Here is a 19,218-nt window from a genome sequence, read left to right as displayed (position 1 = left end):
GTAGGCCTATAGGAGGTTCATTCGGTGCGACACGCACCGGAAAGCGACGGGTCGAGAGCCAGCAGCTTCGCCTCCAGCCGGGGGTCGAGGCCGACGGGCGGCCGGTCGGGGCGCTGGGGTGCCGAGCCGCCCCGGGCGCACAGCCAGGCCCAGGTGTCCGCGACGGTCTCCCCGACCGGGCGGCAGCGCAGCCCCGCCGCGTACGCCCTGGTGTGGTCACCCCGGTGGAGCGTGTCGTACAGCTCGCCCGGCGGCAGCCAGACCGGCAGGTCGCTCCAGGGCTCGACCCCGGCGGCCAGCAGGACCTCCGGATCGGTCCAGCGCAGCTCGGCGTCGGCCCCGGTGGCCGCCACGCAGGCCGCCAGCAGCTCTCCCATGGTCGTGTGGCCGGGGCGGCTGACGGTGTTGTACGCGCCGTGCAGCCCGCCCGCCGCCGCGTCCAGGAGCCACTCCGCCAGGTCCCGGGCGTCGATGTACTGGAGCTCCGCTTCGGGCCGGCCTGGGGCGATCACCGGTCCGCCCCGGGCGATCCTGGACAGCCACCAGGGCAGCCGGCCGATGTTCTCCCCGGGGCCGATGATCAGCCCGGCCCGCGCCAGCAGGGCCCGGTCCCCGAAGGCGTCGAGGGCGGCCAGCTCGCCGCCGCGCTTGGCCCGGTCGTACGGCACGTCCCCGCCGTCGTCGGGTGAGGCGCCGGTCACCAGTGGGCCGTCCTCGTCGAGCCCGGCGGCGGCCGGGTAGGCGTACACCGAGCGGCTGGACACGTAGGTGAAGTGCCCGGCGCGGCCGGACAGCAGCCGGGCGGCGTCCCGGACGGCGGACGGCGCACCACTCCAGGTGTCGACGACCAGGTCCCAGGTCCGGTGCCGCTCCGCCAGCGGCGCGAGTCCGGCCGCGCCCGCGGTCCGGTCCCCGGTCAGCGCGCTCACGCCGGGCGGGGGTGCGTGGTGGCCGCGGTGGAACACCGTGACGTCCCAGCCCCGCTCCAGCCCCGCGTCGGTGACCGCCCGTCCGACGAACTCCGTACCGCCCAGCATCAGAAGCCTCATGGGATCACCCTGCCCACCGGAAGGGGGCGGGGGAACGCCCGCACGCTGTCAGCAGAACGGGGAACTTCCCGGCGCGGGCGGAAGGGCCAAGGGGTCAGGGCGTGCGGGCCAGTGGGGAGCGGTGGCGCAGCAGCCACTCGTGGTAGCCGCTCGCCCGTCGCGCCGCGTCCCGGTAGGCGTCCTCCAACTGCGCGTACACCACCTCGATGTCCGTGCCGGGCCGGGACACCAGGATCAGCCGTACCGCGAGCGGGTCACCCAGCAGCGGGCGGATCACCATGTCATCGCGCGGGCCCGACGTCGGCTGGCAGGGGGCGACGGCCTCGCCGAGCACGACGAGGGTGGCGGCGGTGAGGTAGTCGCCGTGCAGGACCGGCGGGTTCAGTCCGGCGGCGCCGAGCACCCGGCGCACCCCGTCCCACTCGCCGTCCACCGTCGGGTCGACCATCCACGGGTCGCCCGCCAGGTCCCCGAGTTCCACCACTCGGCGGCGGGCGGCCGGGTGGTCCCGGGAGAGCGAGATGAACTGCGGTTCCCGGTCCACGAGGACGCGCCGGTCCAGGCCCTCCGGCAGTGCGAGCGGGCAGCCCTCCACCTCGTGCACGAAGGCGACGTCCAGGCGGCCCGCCTCGACCGAGCGCAGCAGCGCGTGGGCGGAGACGTCGACCCGCAGGGAGATGTCGGTGCCGGGCAGGGCGACCCGCAGCCGGCGCAGCCAGCCGCCGATGACCCGGCTCGCGGTGGAGCCGATGCGCAGCCGGGAGCCGCGGGGCCGGGCGGCCTCGGCCTCCGCCAGCGCCTCGGCGACCAGGTCGCTCATGCCGTCGACGAGAGGGCGGGCCCGGCTCAGGACGGCCCGCCCCAGGGAGGTCGGCCGACAGCCGGTGCGTTCGCGTCGGAAGAGTTCGGCGCCGAGCACGTTCTCGATCCGCCGGAGCTGGGTGGTCAGGGAGGGCTGGCTCACGCCGAGGCGACGGGCCGCCTGATGCAGGCTGCCCGCGTCGGCGATGGCGCACAGCGCCCTGAGGTGCCTCACCTCCAGCTCCATGCAGCGGAGACTATGACCGCCGGCCGCCGCGCACCAGACGTCGCAACCCCACCAAACGACGGCAATTCAGGGAGTGTTGGGTTCAGGATCATGTGACGATGCCGTGGACGTGACGTGCACATGGCATGCCGACGGGCTGCTGACGTGCGCGAAGAGTGGAACGGGGCGGGGATAGCGCGGCGCTATCGCCGTTCGGCATCATCCCCGGCGACTGTGCGCTGCACCACACTCTTCCCCGTACCGCCCCACGCCTTGTCCGCACAACGGACACCCCCACGGCGCGGGTTCGATCGGACAGGTAGGAGAAATCCCCCCATGAGACACCTCAGGACCGCCGTCGCCACCGCCGCCGCCGGGCTCGGCCTCGTCGCCGCGCTGGGCACCGCACCCGTCGTCGCCGCCGCTCCGGCCCCTGCCGCCTCCACCACCACCATCGCCGCGTACAACGGCTCGGGCGAGAACGCCGCCGCGAACCGCGCGTTCCTCGACGCGGTCATGAAGTCCGTCGCCGAGAAGCGCGCCGCCAACCCGGGCGCCAAGGCCGTCACGGTGACCTACAACGCGTCGAACGCGCCGTCCTTCCGCGGCCAGATAGCCAACAGCACGCGGATCTGGAACAGCTCGGTCTCCAACGTCCGGCTCCAGGAAGGCTCCAGCGCCGACTTCACGTACCGCGAGGGCAACGACCCGCGCGGCTCCTACGCGAGCACCGACGGCCACGGCCGCGGGTACATCTTCCTGGACTACGCCCAGAACCAGCAGTACGACTCGACCCGCGTCACCACGCACGAGACCGGTCATGTGCTCGGCCTGCCGGACAACTACTCCGGGCCGTGCAGCGAGTTGATGTCCGGCGGCGGCCCCGGCCCGTCCTGCACCAACGCCAACCCGGACGCCGCCGAGCGTGCCCGGGTGAACCAGCTGTGGCAGAACGGCCTGGCCGCGCTCGCCCGCTCCGCCTCCTGACACCGGGACGCACCAGCAGCTGTGGCCGGCCGGTCCCGTGTCCCGCGACCGGCCGGCACCCCCCACACGACAGAGGGCCGTTCCGCTCGCGGAACGGTCCTCTGCGTGCCCACCCGACGCCTCCCCCTGTCAGGCGTCGAGTTCGCCACGGACGAGGGCCAGCAGTTCGTCCTCGGTCATGCCCAGGTCCCGGGCGTCCGCGACCGCCTCGCGGACCCGCTCCAGCAGCCGGGCCCGCTGCGGCGAGGCGCCCGCGGTGATCGCCGCGCCCCGGCCGCGCCGCAGTTCGATGAGCCCTTCCTCACGCAGCCGCTGGTAGCCGCGCAGCACTGTGTGGACGTTCACGCCGAGGGACTCGGCGAGCACCCGGGCGGCGGGCAGCCGCTCGCCCGGGGCCACCGCGCCCTCGGCGACCGCACGCCGGACCGAGGCGGCGATCTGGTCCCCGAGCGGAACGGTGGACGTCGGATCGACCCGGAAGAGCATGGTCAGCCCCCCGCCCGCTGCCGGTCGAGCAGCGTGTTGAGCAGGGCCGCGCCGGTGGCCGAGTCGCGCACGGTGACGGCGAACTCGCGCCCGTTCCTCAGGCTGATGACGATGGCCTCGCCCGAGCGGGTGATGACACCGCTGCGCTCGGGGCGGATGCGGTAGCCCCATCCGCCGAACTCCGCGAGGGCGTTGACGGGGCGGCTGTCCGCCCCCTCCATCCGCTCCAGCGGCACCCGCACCCGGGGCCGGGGCAGCAAACCGGAGACGGTGAGGCCACGCCGGTCCACGGTCACGTGGGGGCGGCAGAAGGTGGCCGTCACCAGGGCGAGGAGCAGCAGCGGCGCCCCGACGAACCAGCTCTGCTCCCGGCCGACGGTGACGCCGGCCGCCAGGAACACCAGCACGGCGATCGGCGCCCACCACGCGCCGACCCCGCGCGCCCAGCTGGCCACTTCGCCGTCGGCGAGCGTGATCCGCTCCCGGACGGCCGAGTCGCCGTCGCGTGGATCCTCGGGGACGGGGACGAGCCGGGTCAGCAGCAGGCCGAGGGCTCCGGCGACGGCGGCCGCCCCGAGGGCCACGGCGATGTGCCGGAGCGGAAAGCCGTCGGCCGGGCCGCCCTCGGGGGCGTCCACGTTGACGAACAGGACGGCGACCAGCAGATAGCCGAGGAACGCGGCGACGCCGAAGCCTCCGCCGGTGAACCAGCGGTGGGCGCGGCCGTGGAGCTTGCCGCTGACCGCGATGAAGGCCCACAGGGCGCCGAGCGCGAGCAGCGCCAGGACCGCGTAGAGCAGATAGGCGGTGGAGCCCGTGTACCCGTCGGCGGTGCCACCGGCGTCGAAGTGGACGGCCAGCCGGTCGGGCAGGCGGTCCTCGACTGCGGCGTAGAGGGTGAGGTCGATGAGGAGAGCGAGCACAAAGGGCAGGGCGGCGAGCGTTGCGCGGCCAAGGTTCTTGCTTGTCATGGAAAACCTCCGTTGTTCGCATGTTAGTAGAACAATGAGGCGGAGGCAACGGGATGACGCGCGTCCGCCCCGTACCGGCATGCGGTACGGGGCGGACGCGAGCGGTTTCGGCCGTGGCGGGAGGTCCCGGACCGGTCAGGCGTGTTCCAGCGGGAAGGCTCCCCGATGTCCGGTGCCCGCGCCGTCGGCCGGGCGCACCTCGAACTCGCGGCAGCTCCAGATCTCCTGGACGAACCCGGACCGCCGGTCCCACAGGTCCAGGACGTCGTCCTCGCCCGCCGAGTCCCGGTAGGCGTCCTTGGCCCCCCGGAAGCAGGCGAGACCGCCGGAAAGGCCCCTGCCGGGGGCCGGGAAGTAGTCGGAGAAGGCGCAGGCTATGCAGGCCTGGATCCGGACCTCGTCCGGGAGGATCCGCTGGACGGCGGCCAGGGCCACGGCGAAGTCCCGCTCGGCGCGGGCCGATTCGTACACCGCACCGTCCAGGTGGAGGGCGAGGTGGAGGTCCGGGTCGACCCGGCGCAGGGAGAGCAGGCAGCTGAGCGTGGCGTGGCGGAGCGTGCCCGCGACGACGACGGGCAGCGGCAGGTCCCACTCCAGTACGCAGTCGGTGAGCGCACCGTCCGCGAGGGCGAACATCCCGCTCTCCGGCGGCGTGCCGGCGACCGGCCCCAGGTCGTCGAAGCTCTCACCCTCGAAGTCGACGCCCCTGATCCGGATCCGGAGCCGCTGTCCGTCCGTGGTGAGAACGACGGCGTCGGAACCCTTGTTGTCCCGGTACCAGCCGGCCCACGACTCATCTGTCATGAGCAGGGACTGTAGCCCCTGCCCCGGAGGGACTCCGTACCACCCTCCGTTGTCGTTCAACTGGCCTGGGGTTCGCGCCACATGGGATACATGGGCGGGCCGTCCGGCAGGTCGACGGTGCGGCCGAGGAAGCGGAATCCGAGCCGCTCGTACAGCGCCCGGCTCCGGCCGCTGCTCGCCTCCAGATACGCCGGCAGCCCTTCCCGGTCGCAGCGCTCAAGCTCCGCTCCGATCAGCTCCGCGCCGATGCCCTCCCCCTGGCGGTCGGGGGAGACGCCGATCATCAGCAGGTATGCGTGCGCACGGTCGTGCGGGTGTACGGCGCCGGTGAGCCTGCCCACCAGTTCACAGCGCTCGTTGTCGGGGTCGGCGGTCCGCCGCATCAGCGCGGGCGTGGGGTCCTCCTCCTCGGGGGCCCCGGCGGGCACCGGCAGCCACAGGGCCACCGCGGCCCCGTCCTCGGCGATGTCGACACGACCCTCGGCGAGGGCGACGTCGACGAAGACGCCGAGGAACGCGCCGTGCACCGCGCGTCGGTGCGCCTCCTCGGGGAACACCCAGCCGCTGACCGGGTCGTCGTGGAACGCCTCTTCCATGACCGAGACGACCAGCTCCCGGTCCTGCTGCCGCGCCCGCTGAATCCGTATGCCCATGACCGGCTGCCGCCCTTCCGTTCCGCTTTCCCTCAACCGACTCGCGGAATACTAGAGTTGAGAAGGCGGCACTGGTCACGCGAGGTGGGTCAGCTGGTCCGGCGGGTGACGAATTCGGCCAGCGCCAGCAGGTCCCCCGCCGCGCTCGGATCGGGAACCGCCCGGGATAGGTGGTGGACCGCGCGGGCCATCCGGTCGGCCGCGCAGACCTGGGCCCAGTCCCGGCCGCCGGCCCGGTCCACCGCGTCGGCCGCCCGGTTCACCTCACCGGAAGTGGTCATGGGCCCCCGGTAGAGCGCCGCGAGCTCCGTGGCGGCCGGGGTGCCCGAGGTGAGGGCGGCGACCACGGGCAGCGACTTCTTGTGGGCGGCCAGGTCGGCCCCGACGGGTTTGCCGGTGCGGTCCGGGTCGCCCCAGATGCCGATCAGGTCGTCGATGAGCTGGAACGAGAGCCCCGCCTCCCGTCCGAACCCGTCCATCGCGCGGACGGCCCGGTCCGCCGCCCCGGCGTAGAGGGCGCCGAGCGCACAGGCGCAGCCGAGCAGGGCGCCGGTCTTGGCGGTCGCCATGGCGAGGCATTCGTCGAGGGTGACCTCGTCGGGGCCGCGCTCCTCGAAGGCGCAGTCCGCCTGCTGGCCCGCGCACAGCTCGATGACGCAGGAGGAGAGGCGGGCGGTGGCGCGGGCTGCGGCCGGGTGCGGGTCCTCGGCGAGCAGCCGCTGGGCGAGGGCGAGCATGGCGTCGCCGGTGATGATGGCGTCCGGGATGCCGAAGACCGCCCAGGCGGTGGGCCGGTGCCTGCGGGTGGTGTCCTCGTCGATGACGTCGTCGTGGAGCAGGGTGAAGTTGTGGGCGAGCTCGACGGCGACGGCGGCCCGGACCGCGCGCTCCGGATCGCCGCCCAGCGCACGGGCGGCGGCCAGCACGAGGGCCGGCCTGATGGCCTTGCCGGCCTGGCCGGCGGCAGGGGTTCCGTCGGCGTTCTCCCAGCCGAAGTGGTACATCGCGATCCGGCGTATGCCGCCGGGCAGCGACTCCACGGCCGATCGCAGCTGCGGGTCGACGACCGCACGGGTGCGCTCCAGGAGCGCCGCGGCCTCGTGCCCTTCCGTCGTTGCGTCCGTACTGGTCATGGTCACGGTCACTCCCTGGGGCGAGGTGATGGATGCGGGCCCCCGGGGTGACTCGGGGTCAGCGCCAGCGGCTGACCTCGACGTTCTCCAGCACTCCGAGGGCGTCCGGTACCAGGATGGCGGCGGAGTAGTACGCCGTCACGAGGTAGGAGATGATCGCCTGCTCGTCGATGCCCATGAAGCGGACCGAGAGGCTCGGCTCGATCTCGTCAGGGATGCCGGTCTGCTGGAGGCCGACGACGCCCTGCTCGGCCTCGCCGGTCCGCATGCAGATGATGGACGTGGTGCGGGCGTCGGTGACGGGGATCTTGTTGGACGGGAAGATCGGCACCCCACGCCAGGCGGGCACGTGGTGGCCGCCGATGTCGACGCTCTCCGGGAGGAGTCCGCGCCGGTTGCACTCGCGGCCGAAGGCGGCGATGGCCTTCGGGTGGGCCAGGAACAGCTTCGATCCGCGGCGGCGCGAGAGCAGTTCGTCCATGTCGTCCGGGCTGGGCGCCCCGTCGTGCGGCTGGATCCGCTGCCCGTAGTCGCAGTTGTTGAGCAGCCCGAACTCCCTGTTGTTGATCAGCTCGTGCTCCTGACGCTCGCGCAGCGCCTCGACCGTGAGCCGCAACTGCTGCTCGGTCTGGTTCATCGGCTGGTTGTAGAGATCGGCGACCCTGCTGTGCACCTTCAGCACCGTCTGCGCGACGCTCAGTTCGTACTCGCGCGGGGCCGCGTCGTAGTCGACGAAGGTGTGCGGGACGACCGCCTCCCCCACATGGCCGGCGGAGACGTCGATCGCCGCCTCGCCGAAGTGGTTGGTCCGCTGATGCGGGATGGAGAGCAGACCCGCGAGATGGCCGCGCAGCGATTCGGCGCGCTCCGCGAGGTTGTACACATCGGCACGGCTCAGGCTGAGGAGCGTGCACGGGGTGACCGCGCGGGCGGTGTACTCCCAGGTGGCGCCGCCGTCGACCAGGCTCTGGTCGCCGAAGTACGCGCCGTCGGCGAGGACTCCGAGCTCCGTCTCGTCGCCGTAGGGTCCGGCTCCGATCTTCTCGACCTTTCCGTGCGCCAGCAGGAAGACCCGGTCCGCCGCGTCCCCCGAGGCGGCGAGCACCTCCCCCGCGGCCACGTCCCGCTGCTCGCACCTGCGGGCGAGCTCGGCGAGGACCTCCTCGTCCCCGAAATCACGCAGAGCGGGCAGTTCCCCCAGCTCGGCGGGGATCACGGCCACCCGGTCCCCGGTCTGGACGAACGTCACCCGGCCGTCACCGACCGCATAGCTGAGCCGACGGTTCACCCGGTACGTACCGCCCTGCACCTGCACCCACGGCAGCATCTTCAGCAGCCACCGTGAGGTGATCTCCTGCATCTGCGGCGCGGTCTTGGTGATCGTCGCGAGGTTCCGCGCAGCTTCCGTCCCCAGACTCTGCTGCGGCGGCGCCTGCGTGTCCCGAACCTCTTCACCAACGGACATCCGACGTCCTTTCGATCATGGGCTGACCTGCATGCAGAAGCCTTTCAGCAGGAGGACGTGCCCGCTATTACACAAAAGAGTGCGACTGATCCGCCTTCGAGTGGGGCACGTTGACCCCCGTCGCCGGGCGGACCGCTTAATTTGCATCTTTCATGCCACTTATCTACCCTGAGCCCATGCGGTTGACGAGATTCACCGACGTGGCACTCCGCGTCCTCATGCGACTGGCGGTCGCCGAGGGCCAGGAGCCGCCGACCACCCGCGAGGTGGCGGCCACCATGCGGGTCCCGTACACGCACACCGCGAAGGTCGTCGCCCGGCTCCAGCACCTCGGCCTCCTCGACGCCCGTCGCGGCCGGGGCGGCGGGCTCACCCTCACCTCCGCCGGCCGCTCCGTGCCGATCGGCTCGCTGGTGCGGGAGCTGGAGGGGCCGGAGGAGGTCGTCGAGTGCGAGGGCGACACCCCCTGCCCGCTCCGCTCCGCCTGCCGGCTGCGCGGGGCCCTGCGCGGAGCCCAGGAGGCCTTCTACGCGGCACTGGACCCGATCACCGTCACCGACCTCGTCGCCTCCCCCACCGGCCCGCTCCTGCTGGGCATCGGCAGCGGCCCCCCGCCCGACTGAACCCGCCCACGGCTCACCCCTCCGCCCGCCTCTGCCGCCCGGACACACCCGCGCGCACCGACGGGCCGCCCTTCGCCCGTAAATACGCATCCAGCACTCCAATAAGGAGCCTTTTCATGCTCTCCGACCGGTCCACCGCCACCGTCCGCGCCACCCTCCCCGCCGTCGGCGCGGCCATCGGGGACATCGCCGACCTCTTCTACGAGAAGCTCTTCGCCGCCCACCCCGAGCTGCTGCGGGACCTGTTCAACCGGGGCAACCAGGCCTCCGGCGGTCAGCGTCAGGCGCTCGCCGGGTCCATCGCCGCCTTCGCGACCCAACTGGTGGAGCGGCCCGGCACCCGGCCCGACGTGATGCTGGACCGGATCGCCCACAAGCACGCCTCGCTCGGAGTGACCCCGGAGCAGTACAAGGTGGTGCACACCCATCTGTTCGCGGCCATCGCCGACGTCCTGGGCGACGCGGTCACCCCGGAGGTCGCCGCCGCCTGGGACGAGGTCTACTGGCTGATGGCGGGCTCCCTGATCGCCATCGAGGAGCGCCTCTACGCGCAGCAGGGCGTCCTGGCGGGCGATGTGTGGCACAGCTGGGAGGTCACCGCCCGGGTCGAGGAGACCGAGGACGTCGCCACCTTCCTGCTGCGCCCCGCCGATGACACGCCCCCGCCCGCCTTCCGGCCCGGCCAGTACGTCTCCGTACAGGTCGAACTCCCGGACGGGGCCCGCCAGATACGCCAGTACAGCCTCTCCTGCGCCCCCGGCTCCCGGCTGCGGTCGATCACCGTGAAGCACGTACGCGGCCAGGACACCCCCGACGGCGAGGTCTCCCGGCACCTGCACGAGCACACCCGCGCGGGCGACCTGCTGCGCGTCTCCGTCCCCTACGGGGACCTGGTGCTCGACCACCTGGACGCGCCCCTGCTGCTGGCGTCGGCGGGCATCGGCTGCACCCCCATGCTGTCGATGCTGGAGTACCTCGCACAGGAGGGCCACGGGGGTCCGGTCACCGTGGTGCACGGCGACCGCTCACCGGCCGACCACGCCCTGCGCACCGACCACCTCCGCCTGACGGAGAAGCTCCCGGACGCCGAGGCGCACTTCTGGTACGAGACCCCGGAGGCCGGGCACCCCGTGAACCGCACCGGCCTCGTCGACCTGGACGGCATCACCGTACGGCCGGGCACGCACGCCTATCTGTGCGGCCCGCTCCCCTTCATGCGGGCCGTCAGGACCCGGCTGCTGGAGGCGGGGGTCCGGCCGGCCGACATCCACTACGAGGTGTTCGGCCCGGACCTCTGGCTGGCAGCTTCCTGAAGAGGCATGGGCCCGGGGAGGCGACAATGGCCGGGTGAACCGCCCGCCCCGCCTCGACGCCCTCCTGAAGCCCGACGTGCCGTCTTTGTTGCACGAGGTTCAGGACGAGCGCTTCGCACGGCGGGGCGTTCGGCTGCTCCTCAAGCGGGACGACCTGATCCACCCCGACCTGCCGGGCAACAAATGGCGCAAGCTCGTCCTCAACCTGGAGGCCGCCGCCGGACGCACCGTGCTCACGTTCGGCGGCGCGTACTCCAACCACCTCCGGGCCACCGCGGCGGCCGGGCGGCTGCTCGGGTTTCCCACCATCGGCGTCGTCCGCGGCGACGAGCTGGCCCGCCGGCCGCTCAACCCGTCGCTCGCCCGGTGCGCGGCCGACGGCATGCGCCTGCACTTCCTGGACCGCACGACGTACCGGGCGAAGGCCTCCCCCGAGGTCCTGGAGGGGCTGCTGAGCCTGTACGGGGACGTGGAGGTCATACCGGAGGGCGGCAGCAACGCGCTGGCCGCACAGGGCTGTACGGCGCTGGGACGCGAGCTCGGCGGGGAGAGCGATGTGGCGGCCGTGGCCTGCGGGACCGGCGGCACCCTGGCCGGGCTCGCCGGCGGCCTGGCCCCCGGGCAGCGGGCGCTGGGCGTCCCGGTGCTGCGCGGCGGCTTCCTCGGACCGGCCGTGGAGCGGCTCCAACACGAGGCGTTCGGCGCCCCGTCCGGCAACTGGTCACTGGAGGAGCGCTTCACCTTCGGCGGCTACGCCCGCTCCACCCCGGAGCTGGAGGCCTTCGCCACGGACTTCGAGGACCGGCACGGGCTGCCCGTGGAGCGCGTCTACGTCGCCAAGCTGCTGTTCGCGCTGACCGCACTGGCCGAGGAGGGGGCGTTCGAGCCGGGTGCCCGGGTGGCCGCCGTGATCACCGGAACCCCGGACGCGCCGCCGCCTCAGGAGTCGTCCGCCTCCCGGTAGGCGGCCTCCTCCAGATCCAGCCGGCGCAGCGGCGTACGCATCATCTCGTCGCCGATCCGCCGCTCGTCCCGAAGCCGGACGAAGACCTCGCGCTCGGCCTAGGGCGTGTACCCCACGGAGAGCAGGGTGACCGGCCGGACGTCGGCCCGCAGGTCCCGGTAGGAGCTGTCCAAGGCCGCCGTGTGGAGCAACGGCGGAAGCACCACGTGCGCGTCCAGGTGGTACGTCGGGACGCCCGGCAGACAGCCCGCCACGAGCCCCACGGCGACGACCGGCACGAGCGGGGCGGGCACCGGGGTGCGGCGGGCCGCGCCGGCGACCGCGGCACCGGCCGCGACCAGGGCCGCCAGCGGCAGCGCGTCGATCCCACCGTCCTCGGATCCGTCGTAACCTGCCCATCATGAGCGAGTGTGCGCATGCAGCGGATCTGTCACGCCCCGAGCCCGTGCCGATCGGCGAGACCTTTCCCGAGTGCCTGGAGGCGGGCACCCACCCCGTGCAGCTGCGGCTCTGCATGACCCGTGGGCACGTCGGGTGCTGCGATTCGTCGCCGCTGCGGCACGCCACCGGACACTTCCGGGCGACCGGTCGCCCCGTGATGCGGAGCTTCGAGCCGGGCGAGAGCCGGCGCCGGTGCTTCGAGGACGGTTCGATCGTCTGACGTCTGGGTACGTCAATGCGGCGCTGGTTCTTCGTAATTGGACGCCGCAGACCCCTAGCCACTGTGTGTACTCATGGGCTTACCATGAGTGACGGACGGGGTATGGGGTCCGTACGACACGGCATCATGGATCCGATAACGTCGCCGAGCCGAAGAACCGTCGACGGACCGCATGGCTCCGGGCCCCCCTTCCCGGAACCTCGAAAGAGTTTGTGCCACCTTGGAGGTGAGGGTGTCCCAGATCGCAGGCGAGCCCGGGAATCAGGACTTCGTAGAGGTCCGACTGCCCGCTGCGGGTGCCTACCTGTCGGTGCTGCGAACGGCCACGGCCGGTCTCGCAGCGCGCTTGGACTTCACTCTCGACGAGATCGAGGATCTTCGCATCGCGGTCGACGAGGCCTGCGCCATCCTGCTCCAGCAGGCCGTGCCGGGTTCCGTCCTCAGCTGCGTCTTCCGTCTCGTCGACGACTCCCTCGAAGTGACGGTGTCGGCGCCCACCACGGACGGCCGGGCGCCCGAGCGCGACACCTTCGCCTGGACGGTGCTCTCCGCACTGGCCGGCAAGGTCGACTCCACGGTCGCCGACGACCGTACGGTCAGCATCAGCCTCTACAAACAGCGCGGCGCGGGCCCCGGGCCGGCGTGAGCGACGGGAACGGGGACGGTCCTGTGCGGGACGAGACGATCCGACCCGGGGTGGTGCGCCCAGCAGGCATCCCGGAGCAACAGGCCCGGCCGCATCCGGTGGACGGAGCGGACGGGCCCGAGAGCCTCAACGTCGCGGTGGAGCAGCAGTCGCAGGCAGAGCGGGCGGGCCAGATGAGCGAGCACGGGCACCACGATCCACACGACCGCAGCGGGGCCCGGGCCCTGTTCTTCGCGCTGCGGGCGCTGCCCGACGGTTCGGCGGAGAAGGCCGAACTGCGCAACCGGCTGGTGCGGATGCATCTGCCGCTGGTTGAGCATCTGGCCCGCCGCTTCCGCAATCGCGGTGAGCCGCTGGACGACCTGACCCAGGTCGCCACGATCGGGCTGATCAAGTCCGTGGACCGGTTCGACCCGGACCGGGGCGTGGAGTTCTCGACGTACGCCACCCCCACGGTGGTCGGCGAGATCAAGCGCCACTTCCGGGACAAGGGCTGGGCGGTGCGGGTGCCGCGCCGCCTCCAGGAGCTGCGTCTTTCGCTGACCACGGCCACCGCGGAGCTCTCCCAGCAGCACGGCCGCTCGCCGACGGTGCACGAGCTGGCCGAGCGGCTCGGCATCTCCGAGGAGGAGGTGCTGGAGGGCCTGGAGTCGGCCAACGCGTACAGCACGCTCTCGCTGGACGTGCCGGACACGGACGACGAGTCGCCCGCGGTCGCGGACACGCTGGGCTCGGAGGACGAGGCGCTGGAGGGCGTGGAGTACCGGGAGTCGCTCAAGCCGCTCCTGGAGGATCTGCCACCGCGCGAGAAGCGCATCCTGCTGCTGCGCTTCTTCGGGAACATGACCCAGTCGCAGATCGCCCAGGAGGTCGGCATCTCGCAGATGCACGTCTCACGGCTGCTGGCCCGCACCCTCGCGCAGCTGCGCGAGCGGCTGCTCGTCGAGGAGTAGCCCGAAGGCGTCCTCAGGCCCCGGGGGTCGCCCTGGGGCCCCGGCGGATGCCCAGGATCCGGGTGGTCGCCGGGTTCAGTACGAGCACGAGGCCGGTGACGGCGACCGCCGCCAGAACGATCCCGGTGGGGATCAGCGCGCCCTGCGAGCGCAGCAGCGTCCAGGCCACGGGCAGCGCCATGATCTGGGTGATCAGCGCGGGCCCGCGGCTCCAGCCGCGCAGCAGCAGCAGTCCGCGGGCGGCGGTCAGCGGGATCGCGCCCAGCGCGATCAGCGTGATCCCGACCGTCTCCGCCTGCTGCGTGCTCTCCAGGTTCCCGAGCACTCCCATGATCAGCAGATAGACGCCACCGACGGCGAGCGCCACGCCTTCGAGGGCGTTGACCCCGGCGAGGACGGTGATCCTGATCGGGCGCTCCGCTGCGGAGGGCGACGGGGTGGAGGGTGTCGCTTGAGTGCTCACGCCTTTCAGGTTGGCATCCCCGGGGTCCGGAAGTGAAGCCGGGGTGCGGAGGAGCATCCCCCGTTCGGGCGCACGGCGCGCGGGCCGGTCACGTTCCGTCACCGGCCCCGAGCGCAGCGAACCGGGACTACAGGCCCGAACCGCCCGGTAGGTAGGCTGACCGTCATGCGCGCACTCCTCGTGGTCAACCCAGCTGCTACCACCACCAGTGCCCGCACCCGTGATGTGCTCATCCACGCGCTGGCCAGCGAGATGAAGCTGGAGGCGGTGACCACCGAGTACCGGGGGCACGCACGGGACCTGGGACGGCGGGCCGCGGACAGCGACGACATCGATCTGGTGGTCGCCCTCGGCGGCGACGGCACGGTGAACGAGGTCGTGAACGGGCTGCTGCACCGCGGCCCGGACGTGGACGGCCTCCCGAAGCTCGCCGTGGTCCCCGGCGGGTCCACCAATGTCTTCGCGCGCGCCCTGGGGCTGCCGAACGACGCGGTGGAGGCGACCGGCGCGATCCTGGACGCCCTGGAGAACCGGACCGAACGCACGGTCGGGCTCGGCCTGGCCGCCGGCACTCCCGGGACCGAGGACGAATCGGTCCCCGAACGCTGGTTCACTTTCTGCGCCGGTCTCGGATTCGACGCCGGAGTCATCGGCCGGGTCGAACAGAAGCGCGAGCACGGAAAGCGTTCGACCCACGCCCTGTACGTGCGCCAGGTGGTGCGGCAGTTCCTGAACGAGGCCCACCGCAGGCACGGCCAGATCACGCTCGACGTACCCGGCCAGGACCCGGTGACCGACCTCGCACTCTCCATAATCTGCAACACCGCCCCCTGGACCTACCTGGGCAATCGTCCGATGTACGCCTCACCGAAGGCCTCCTTCGACACCGCGCTGGACGTCCTCGGACTGAAGCGTCTGTCCGCCCCGGCGGTGGCCCTCTACGGCACCCAGCTGCTCACGTCGAGCCCCGAGAAGGGGCCGCGCGGCAAGCACGCCGTTTCACGGCACGACCTCACGGACTTCACCTTGCATTCAAAGGTCCCACTGCCCTTCCAGATGGACGGCGACCACCTAGGACTGCGTACGAGCGTGACGTTCACAGGCGTACGCCGTGCACTGCGTGTGATTGTGTGAGTGGAAGGGCCTAAAGCCCTTTAACTCGAACGTTTGGACTGGCCCCCACCCCTAAGAAGTGCGGCTGTGACCTAGTCGACACCGAGGAATCAAAAAAAACTTTCCAGAAGGGGTTGTATCCGCCGCCGAGGTTTGCGAATCTCTACATGGCGATCGGGACGGCCCGCAACACCGGCCTCCACTGAGAGCCAGAACCCCTCCTCACCATCACAGACCACACCCAGTCCTTCTGGGGGTCGGCCCGTCATCTGCGGGGGGATTCGTGAAAGCGTTCACATTCACAAGCAACAGCGTGTAATACCAAGGAGAGGTAGCAGCCATGGACTGGCGTCACAACGCCGTTTGTCGTGAGGAAGACCCCGAGCTGTTCTTCCCCATCGGCAACACCGGTCCTGCGCTGCTGCAGATCGAGGAAGCCAAGGCCGTCTGCCGCCGCTGCCCCGTCATGGAGCAGTGCCTGCAGTGGGCGCTCGAGTCCGGCCAGGACTCCGGCGTCTGGGGTGGACTCAGCGAGGACGAGCGCCGCGCGATGAAGCGCCGCGCCGCTCGCAACCGGGCGCGCAACGCAAGCGCCTGAGCGAGAGCCGTACCAAGCCTCAGCCCGGCGGCGCGTACAGAGCGTACGCACAGCCCCGCCTTCGAGTCGCAGCGCGCAGTACCCCGAAGCGCATCGCAACGTGAGCACCACGGAGCGGGCCCGGACCGTCACCACGGTCCGGGCCCGCTCCGCTGTGTGCGCTTCCGTATCCCTACCTGTCGCCCTGGACCGGGAGGTCCAGCACCACCTGGGTGCCGCGTTCGGGGGCCGGGACCATGCCGAACGTGCCGCCCAACTCCCCCTCCACCAGCGTCCGTACGATCTGGAGCCCGAGGTTGCCGGCCCGCTTCGGGTCGAACCCCTCGGGCAGCCCGCGCCCGTCGTCGGTGACGGTGATCAGCAGCCGCCCCTCGGTGGGCGATCCGCCGCGCACTGCGGAGACCTCCACCGTCCCGTGGTCGGCCACGGCGAACGCGTGTTCCAGGGCGTTCTGCAGAACCTCGGTCAGCACCATGGAGAGCGGGGTGGCGACCTCGGCGTCGAGGACGCCGAAGCGTCCGGTGCGCCGGCAGGTCACCTTGCCCGGGGAGATCTCCGAGACCATCGCGATGACCCGGTCGGCGATCTCGTCGAACTCGACCCGCTCGTCCAGATTCTGGGACAGCGTCTCGTGGACGATGGCGATCGAACCGACGCGCCGGACCGCCTCGTTGAGCGCCTCACGGCCCTGCTCGGAGTCCATCCGGCGAGCCTGGAGGCGCAACAGGGCGGCCACCGTCTGGAGGTTGTTCTTCACCCGGTGGTGGATCTCCCGGATGGTGGCGTCCTTCGTGATCAACTCGCGTTCGCGGCGGCGCAGTTCGGTGACGTCCCGGAGCAGGACCAGGGAGCCGATGCGGACGCCCTTGGGCTTGAGCGGGATGGCCCGCAGCTGGATCACCCCGCCCGCGCACTCGACCTCGAACTCGCGGGGCGCGTAACCGCTGGCCACCTTGACCAGGGCCTCGTCCACCGGCCCCTTGGACGGGGCCAGTTCCGCGGTGGTGGTGCCGAGGTGGTGGCCGACCAGGTCGGAGGCGAGGCCGAGGCGGTGGTACGCGGAGAGGCCGTTGGGGCTGGCGTACTGCACGATCCCGTCGGCGTCGAGCCGGATCAGGCCGTCGCCCACGCGCGGGGAGGCGTCCATGTCGACCTGCTGGCCGGGAAAGGGGAAGGCCCCGGCGGCGATCATCTGGGCCAGGTCGGAGGCGGACTGGAGGTAGGTGAGCTCCAGCCGGGAGGGGGTGCGAACGGTGAGGAGGTTGGTGTTGCGGGCGATGACGCCGAGCACCCGGCCCTCGCGGCGTACGGGGATGGACTCGACCCGTACGGGCACCTCCTCGCGCCACTCCGGGTCGCCCTCGCGCACGATCCGGCCCTCGTCCAGGGCCGCGTCCAGCAGCGGGCGGCGGCCGCGCGGCACCAGGTGGCCGACCATGTCGTCCTGGTAGGAGGTGGGCCCGGTGTTGGGGCGCATCTGGGCGACGGAGACGTACCGCGTGCCGTCGCGGGTCGGGACCCACAGCACGAGGTCGGCGAAGGAGAGGTCGGAGAGCAGTTGCCACTCCGAGACCAGCAGATGGAGCCACTCGAGGTCGGTGTCGCTCAGAGCGGTGTGCTGGCGGACGAGGTCGTTCATGGAGGGCACGTGTGGAGCGTACCTGGGGTTACCGGAGGCGTTCGAACCGATCGGCCCGCCGGGCCGTGCCATGGGCAGCACGACGGACAGGCCCGGCACCCGGCCGGAGAATGTCGTGCACATGGATGGACACGGGCAATTGGTCTAGTCCACAATGAGTTCATCACGACCTCCGCTCTCCCCGCACAGGAGAGCGGACCGAGGCTCCGGCACTCTCTGCCCTGACTGCGCCGGTGCCTCCAGTGGCCGGAGGCACCGCACACCGCCGGCCAGGTAGGGCCTGCCTTTTGGAACAGGCCGGATCAGCGAGCGGGGTCCGGTGCGTGCAGCTGCAAGACGGAGGAGGGAGTCGACGCGGAGCGAGCGTCGGCTACCGACGACAACGCCGCAGATGCGCGTGCCGGGGCACGCGAGCCCGGCCTGTTCCGAAAGGCAGGCCCGCAGCTCCGGGCTGCGGTGCCGGACGGGCTGAGGGTCCCGTCCTGGCGCCGTGGCCCGCGGGTGTTTCCGGGCCCTCTCGGACAGGACGCGCTCAGCGGGTCTCGGTGACCTTCGCCAGGGCCCGGGGCGCGTCGGGGTCCTGACCCCGGGCGATCGTCACCTCGTACGCCAGCATCTGCAGCGGCAGGATCTCCAGGATCGGCTGCAACTCCTCCGGGACGCCCGAGGTCGGCAGCGAGAAGCCGGCCGATGCCGCCTCCACCTGCGCCTTGGGGCCGACCACGAAGAGATCCGCGCCGCGTCCGCGCAGCCGGTCCAGCACCGGCTGGAGGGCCTCGCCGCCCCGGCCGTCGGTGACCACGGCGATCACCGGGGAGATGTTGTCGACCATCGCCAGCGGGCCGTGCAGCAGATCCGCGCCGGAGTAGGAGAGAGCGGGGATGTAGCTGGTCTCCATGAGCTTCAGGGCCGCTTCCTTGGCCGTCGGGTAGCCGTAGCCGCGCGAGGTGATCACCATGCGTTCGGCGAAGCGGTAGCGGGAGGCCAGCGCCTTGACCTCGGCCCGGCGGCCCAGGATCGCGCCCGCGAGGTCGGCCAGGCCCGCGGCGGCCGCCGTACCGTCGTTGCCGCCCAGGCCCTCCACGAAGAGGTAGAGGGAGAGCAGGGAGGCGGTGTACGTCTTGGTGGCCGGGAGCGCCCTCTCCGGGCCCGCCAGGATGTCGATGTGGTACTCGGATACGGCGGCGAGTGCGGAGTCCGGGTTGTTGGTGACGGCGAGCGTGACGGCCCCGGCCTCCCGGGCGGCCCTCGTGGAGGCCACCAGGTCCGGCGAGCCGCCCGACTGGCTGACGATGACCACCAGGACGTCCCGCAGGTCCGGCTTGGCGCCGTAGGCCGTCGTGGTGGACATCGAGGCCAGCCCGCAGGGCAGTCCGAGGCGGATCTCCAGCAGGTACTTCGCGTACAGCGCCGCGTTGTCCGACGTACCCCGGGCGGTGAGCAGCACGAACCGGGGCTTCCGGGCGGCGATCTCGGCGGCGACCTCCTGGATGCGGGGCGCACCCTGTTCGAGGATCCGGCGCAGCATCGCGGGCTGCTCGGCCATTTCGCCGGACATGATGCGGCCGGGCTCGTCGCCCTGGCCGCTCCGGTCGGCCGGAGGGGTGGCGGACATGTGGGGGCCTCCCTGGGCTGTCGGCATCGGCAGACGGGACGGCACGGTCCGCCGG

19 protein-coding genes and 2 pseudogenes are annotated in these 19,218 nt (G+C 72.0%); 9 read left to right on the top strand and 12 right to left on the bottom strand.

Annotation, left to right across the window (positions count from 1 at the left end):
* Positions 1 to 17 precede the first annotated feature (17 nt).
* Together IG90_RS0109880 and IG90_RS0109875 are read right to left on the bottom strand one after the other, a co-directional pair.
* Positions 18 to 1,049 (bottom strand): NAD-dependent epimerase/dehydratase family protein, encoded by a 1,032-nt coding sequence (locus IG90_RS0109880; RefSeq protein ID WP_030580662.1) that lies wholly within the window; start codon positions 1,047 to 1,049, stop codon positions 18 to 20.
* Positions 1,046 to 2,097 (bottom strand): annotated as a pseudogene (locus IG90_RS0109875) (LysR family transcriptional regulator). Before IG90_RS0109875 ends, IG90_RS0109880 begins: the two are co-directional and overlap by 4 nt.
* Positions 2,098 to 2,412: 315 nt before the next feature.
* Here IG90_RS0109875 and snpA point away from each other — a divergent pair.
* On the top strand, positions 2,413 to 3,063 hold the full coding sequence (gene snpA / locus IG90_RS0109870; RefSeq protein WP_030580656.1) for a snapalysin: 651 nt from the start codon (positions 2,413 to 2,415) through the stop codon (positions 3,061 to 3,063).
* A 129-nt stretch (positions 3,064 to 3,192) separates the two neighbouring features.
* On the opposite strand, the gene IG90_RS0109865 is transcribed toward snpA, so the two are convergent.
* The 6 genes from IG90_RS0109865 to IG90_RS0109840 form a co-directional block, all read right to left on the bottom strand.
* Entirely contained in the window at positions 3,193 to 3,549 is a 357-nt protein-coding gene (locus IG90_RS0109865) for a GntR family transcriptional regulator (protein WP_030580653.1), read from the bottom strand.
* A 2-nt stretch (positions 3,550 to 3,551) separates the two neighbouring features.
* A complete protein-coding gene (locus IG90_RS0109860; protein WP_030580650.1) occupies positions 3,552 to 4,520 on the bottom strand; it encodes a DUF1648 domain-containing protein in 969 nt (322 codons plus the stop codon).
* Between the two features lie 135 nt (positions 4,521 to 4,655).
* Positions 4,656 to 5,324: a DUF6304 family protein gene (locus IG90_RS0109855; RefSeq protein WP_030580647.1), complete on the bottom strand. Its 669-nt coding sequence runs from the start codon at positions 5,322 to 5,324 to the stop codon at positions 4,656 to 4,658.
* 56 nt (positions 5,325 to 5,380) lie between these two features.
* On the bottom strand, positions 5,381 to 5,977 hold the full coding sequence (locus tag IG90_RS0109850) for a GNAT family N-acetyltransferase (protein WP_030580645.1): 597 nt from the start codon (positions 5,975 to 5,977) through the stop codon (positions 5,381 to 5,383).
* Positions 5,978 to 6,066: 89 nt separating this feature from the next.
* Positions 6,067 to 7,110 carry a family 2 encapsulin nanocompartment cargo protein polyprenyl transferase gene (locus IG90_RS0109845; RefSeq protein ID WP_030580642.1) on the bottom strand — a complete coding sequence of 348 codons (1,044 nt, stop codon included), beginning with the start codon at positions 7,108 to 7,110 and terminating at the stop codon, positions 6,067 to 6,069.
* Positions 7,111 to 7,168: 58 nt separating this feature from the next.
* Positions 7,169 to 8,575: a family 2B encapsulin nanocompartment shell protein gene (locus IG90_RS0109840; RefSeq protein ID WP_030580639.1), complete on the bottom strand. Its 1,407-nt coding sequence runs from the start codon at positions 8,573 to 8,575 to the stop codon at positions 7,169 to 7,171.
* Between the two features lie 176 nt (positions 8,576 to 8,751).
* On the opposite strand from IG90_RS0109840, the gene IG90_RS0109835 reads away from it, so the two are divergent.
* The 3 genes from IG90_RS0109835 to IG90_RS0109825 all read left to right on the top strand — a co-directional run bounded on the left by IG90_RS0109835 (position 8,752) and on the right by IG90_RS0109825 (position 11,475).
* Entirely contained in the window at positions 8,752 to 9,198 is a 447-nt protein-coding gene (locus IG90_RS0109835) for an RrF2 family transcriptional regulator (RefSeq protein ID WP_030580637.1), read from the top strand.
* 116 nt (positions 9,199 to 9,314) lie between these two features.
* Positions 9,315 to 10,511, top strand: a complete 1,197-nt coding sequence (locus IG90_RS0109830) for a globin domain-containing protein (protein ID WP_030580634.1) — start codon at positions 9,315 to 9,317, stop codon at positions 10,509 to 10,511.
* Between the two features lie 34 nt (positions 10,512 to 10,545).
* Positions 10,546 to 11,475 carry a 1-aminocyclopropane-1-carboxylate deaminase/D-cysteine desulfhydrase gene (locus IG90_RS0109825; RefSeq protein WP_030580631.1) on the top strand — a complete coding sequence of 310 codons (930 nt, stop codon included), beginning with the start codon at positions 10,546 to 10,548 and terminating at the stop codon, positions 11,473 to 11,475.
* Positions 11,476 to 11,579: 104 nt separating this feature from the next.
* Here the strand turns inward: IG90_RS0109825 and IG90_RS0109820 are convergent.
* A pseudogene (locus IG90_RS0109820) lies at positions 11,580 to 11,840 on the bottom strand (Na+/H+ antiporter); the annotation flags it as partial.
* 35 nt (positions 11,841 to 11,875) lie between these two features.
* Here IG90_RS0109820 and IG90_RS0109815 point away from each other — a divergent pair.
* From IG90_RS0109815 to IG90_RS0109805, 3 genes are all read left to right on the top strand, one after another.
* A complete protein-coding gene (locus IG90_RS0109815; protein WP_030580625.1) occupies positions 11,876 to 12,136 on the top strand; it encodes a UBP-type zinc finger domain-containing protein in 261 nt (86 codons plus the stop codon).
* Positions 12,137 to 12,368: 232 nt separating this feature from the next.
* Positions 12,369 to 12,782, top strand: coding sequence for an ATP-binding protein (locus IG90_RS0109810; protein ID WP_003966375.1), 414 nt, complete (start codon positions 12,369 to 12,371; stop codon positions 12,780 to 12,782).
* The gene (locus IG90_RS0109805) at positions 12,779 to 13,735 is read left to right on the top strand and encodes an RNA polymerase sigma factor SigF (protein ID WP_411572619.1); all 957 of its coding nucleotides are present in this window, start codon (positions 12,779 to 12,781) and stop codon (positions 13,733 to 13,735) included. The genes IG90_RS0109810 and IG90_RS0109805 overlap by 4 nt, the downstream gene beginning before the upstream one ends.
* A gap of 13 nt (positions 13,736 to 13,748) precedes the next feature.
* Here the strand turns inward: IG90_RS0109805 and IG90_RS0109800 are convergent, their stop codons facing one another.
* Positions 13,749 to 14,198: a hypothetical protein gene (locus IG90_RS0109800; protein ID WP_030580619.1), complete on the bottom strand. Its 450-nt coding sequence runs from the start codon at positions 14,196 to 14,198 to the stop codon at positions 13,749 to 13,751.
* A 165-nt stretch (positions 14,199 to 14,363) separates the two neighbouring features.
* On the opposite strand from IG90_RS0109800, the gene IG90_RS0109795 reads away from it, so the two are divergent.
* Positions 14,364 to 15,332: a diacylglycerol/lipid kinase family protein gene (locus IG90_RS0109795; RefSeq protein ID WP_030580616.1), complete on the top strand. Its 969-nt coding sequence runs from the start codon at positions 14,364 to 14,366 to the stop codon at positions 15,330 to 15,332.
* Positions 15,333 to 15,651: 319 nt separating this feature from the next.
* Positions 15,652 to 15,909: a WhiB family transcriptional regulator gene (locus IG90_RS0109790; protein ID WP_003953983.1), complete on the top strand. Its 258-nt coding sequence runs from the start codon at positions 15,652 to 15,654 to the stop codon at positions 15,907 to 15,909.
* A gap of 172 nt (positions 15,910 to 16,081) precedes the next feature.
* Here the strand turns inward: IG90_RS0109790 and IG90_RS0109785 are convergent, their stop codons facing one another.
* Positions 16,082 to 17,548 carry a sensor histidine kinase gene (locus IG90_RS0109785; RefSeq protein ID WP_030580613.1) on the bottom strand — a complete coding sequence of 489 codons (1,467 nt, stop codon included), beginning with the start codon at positions 17,546 to 17,548 and terminating at the stop codon, positions 16,082 to 16,084.
* A gap of 532 nt (positions 17,549 to 18,080) precedes the next feature.
* On the bottom strand, positions 18,081 to 19,163 hold the full coding sequence (locus IG90_RS0109775) for an SIS domain-containing protein (RefSeq protein WP_030580610.1): 1,083 nt from the start codon (positions 19,161 to 19,163) through the stop codon (positions 18,081 to 18,083).
* Positions 19,164 to 19,218 lie beyond the last annotated feature (55 nt).

The sequence above is a fragment of the Streptomyces anulatus genome, from assembly GCF_000721175.1.
Lineage (GTDB): Bacteria > Actinomycetota > Actinomycetes > Streptomycetales > Streptomycetaceae > Streptomyces > Streptomyces anulatus_C.
The sequence above is the reverse complement of the archived record's forward strand: the minus strand, read 5'-3'. Positions and strand labels throughout refer to the sequence as shown.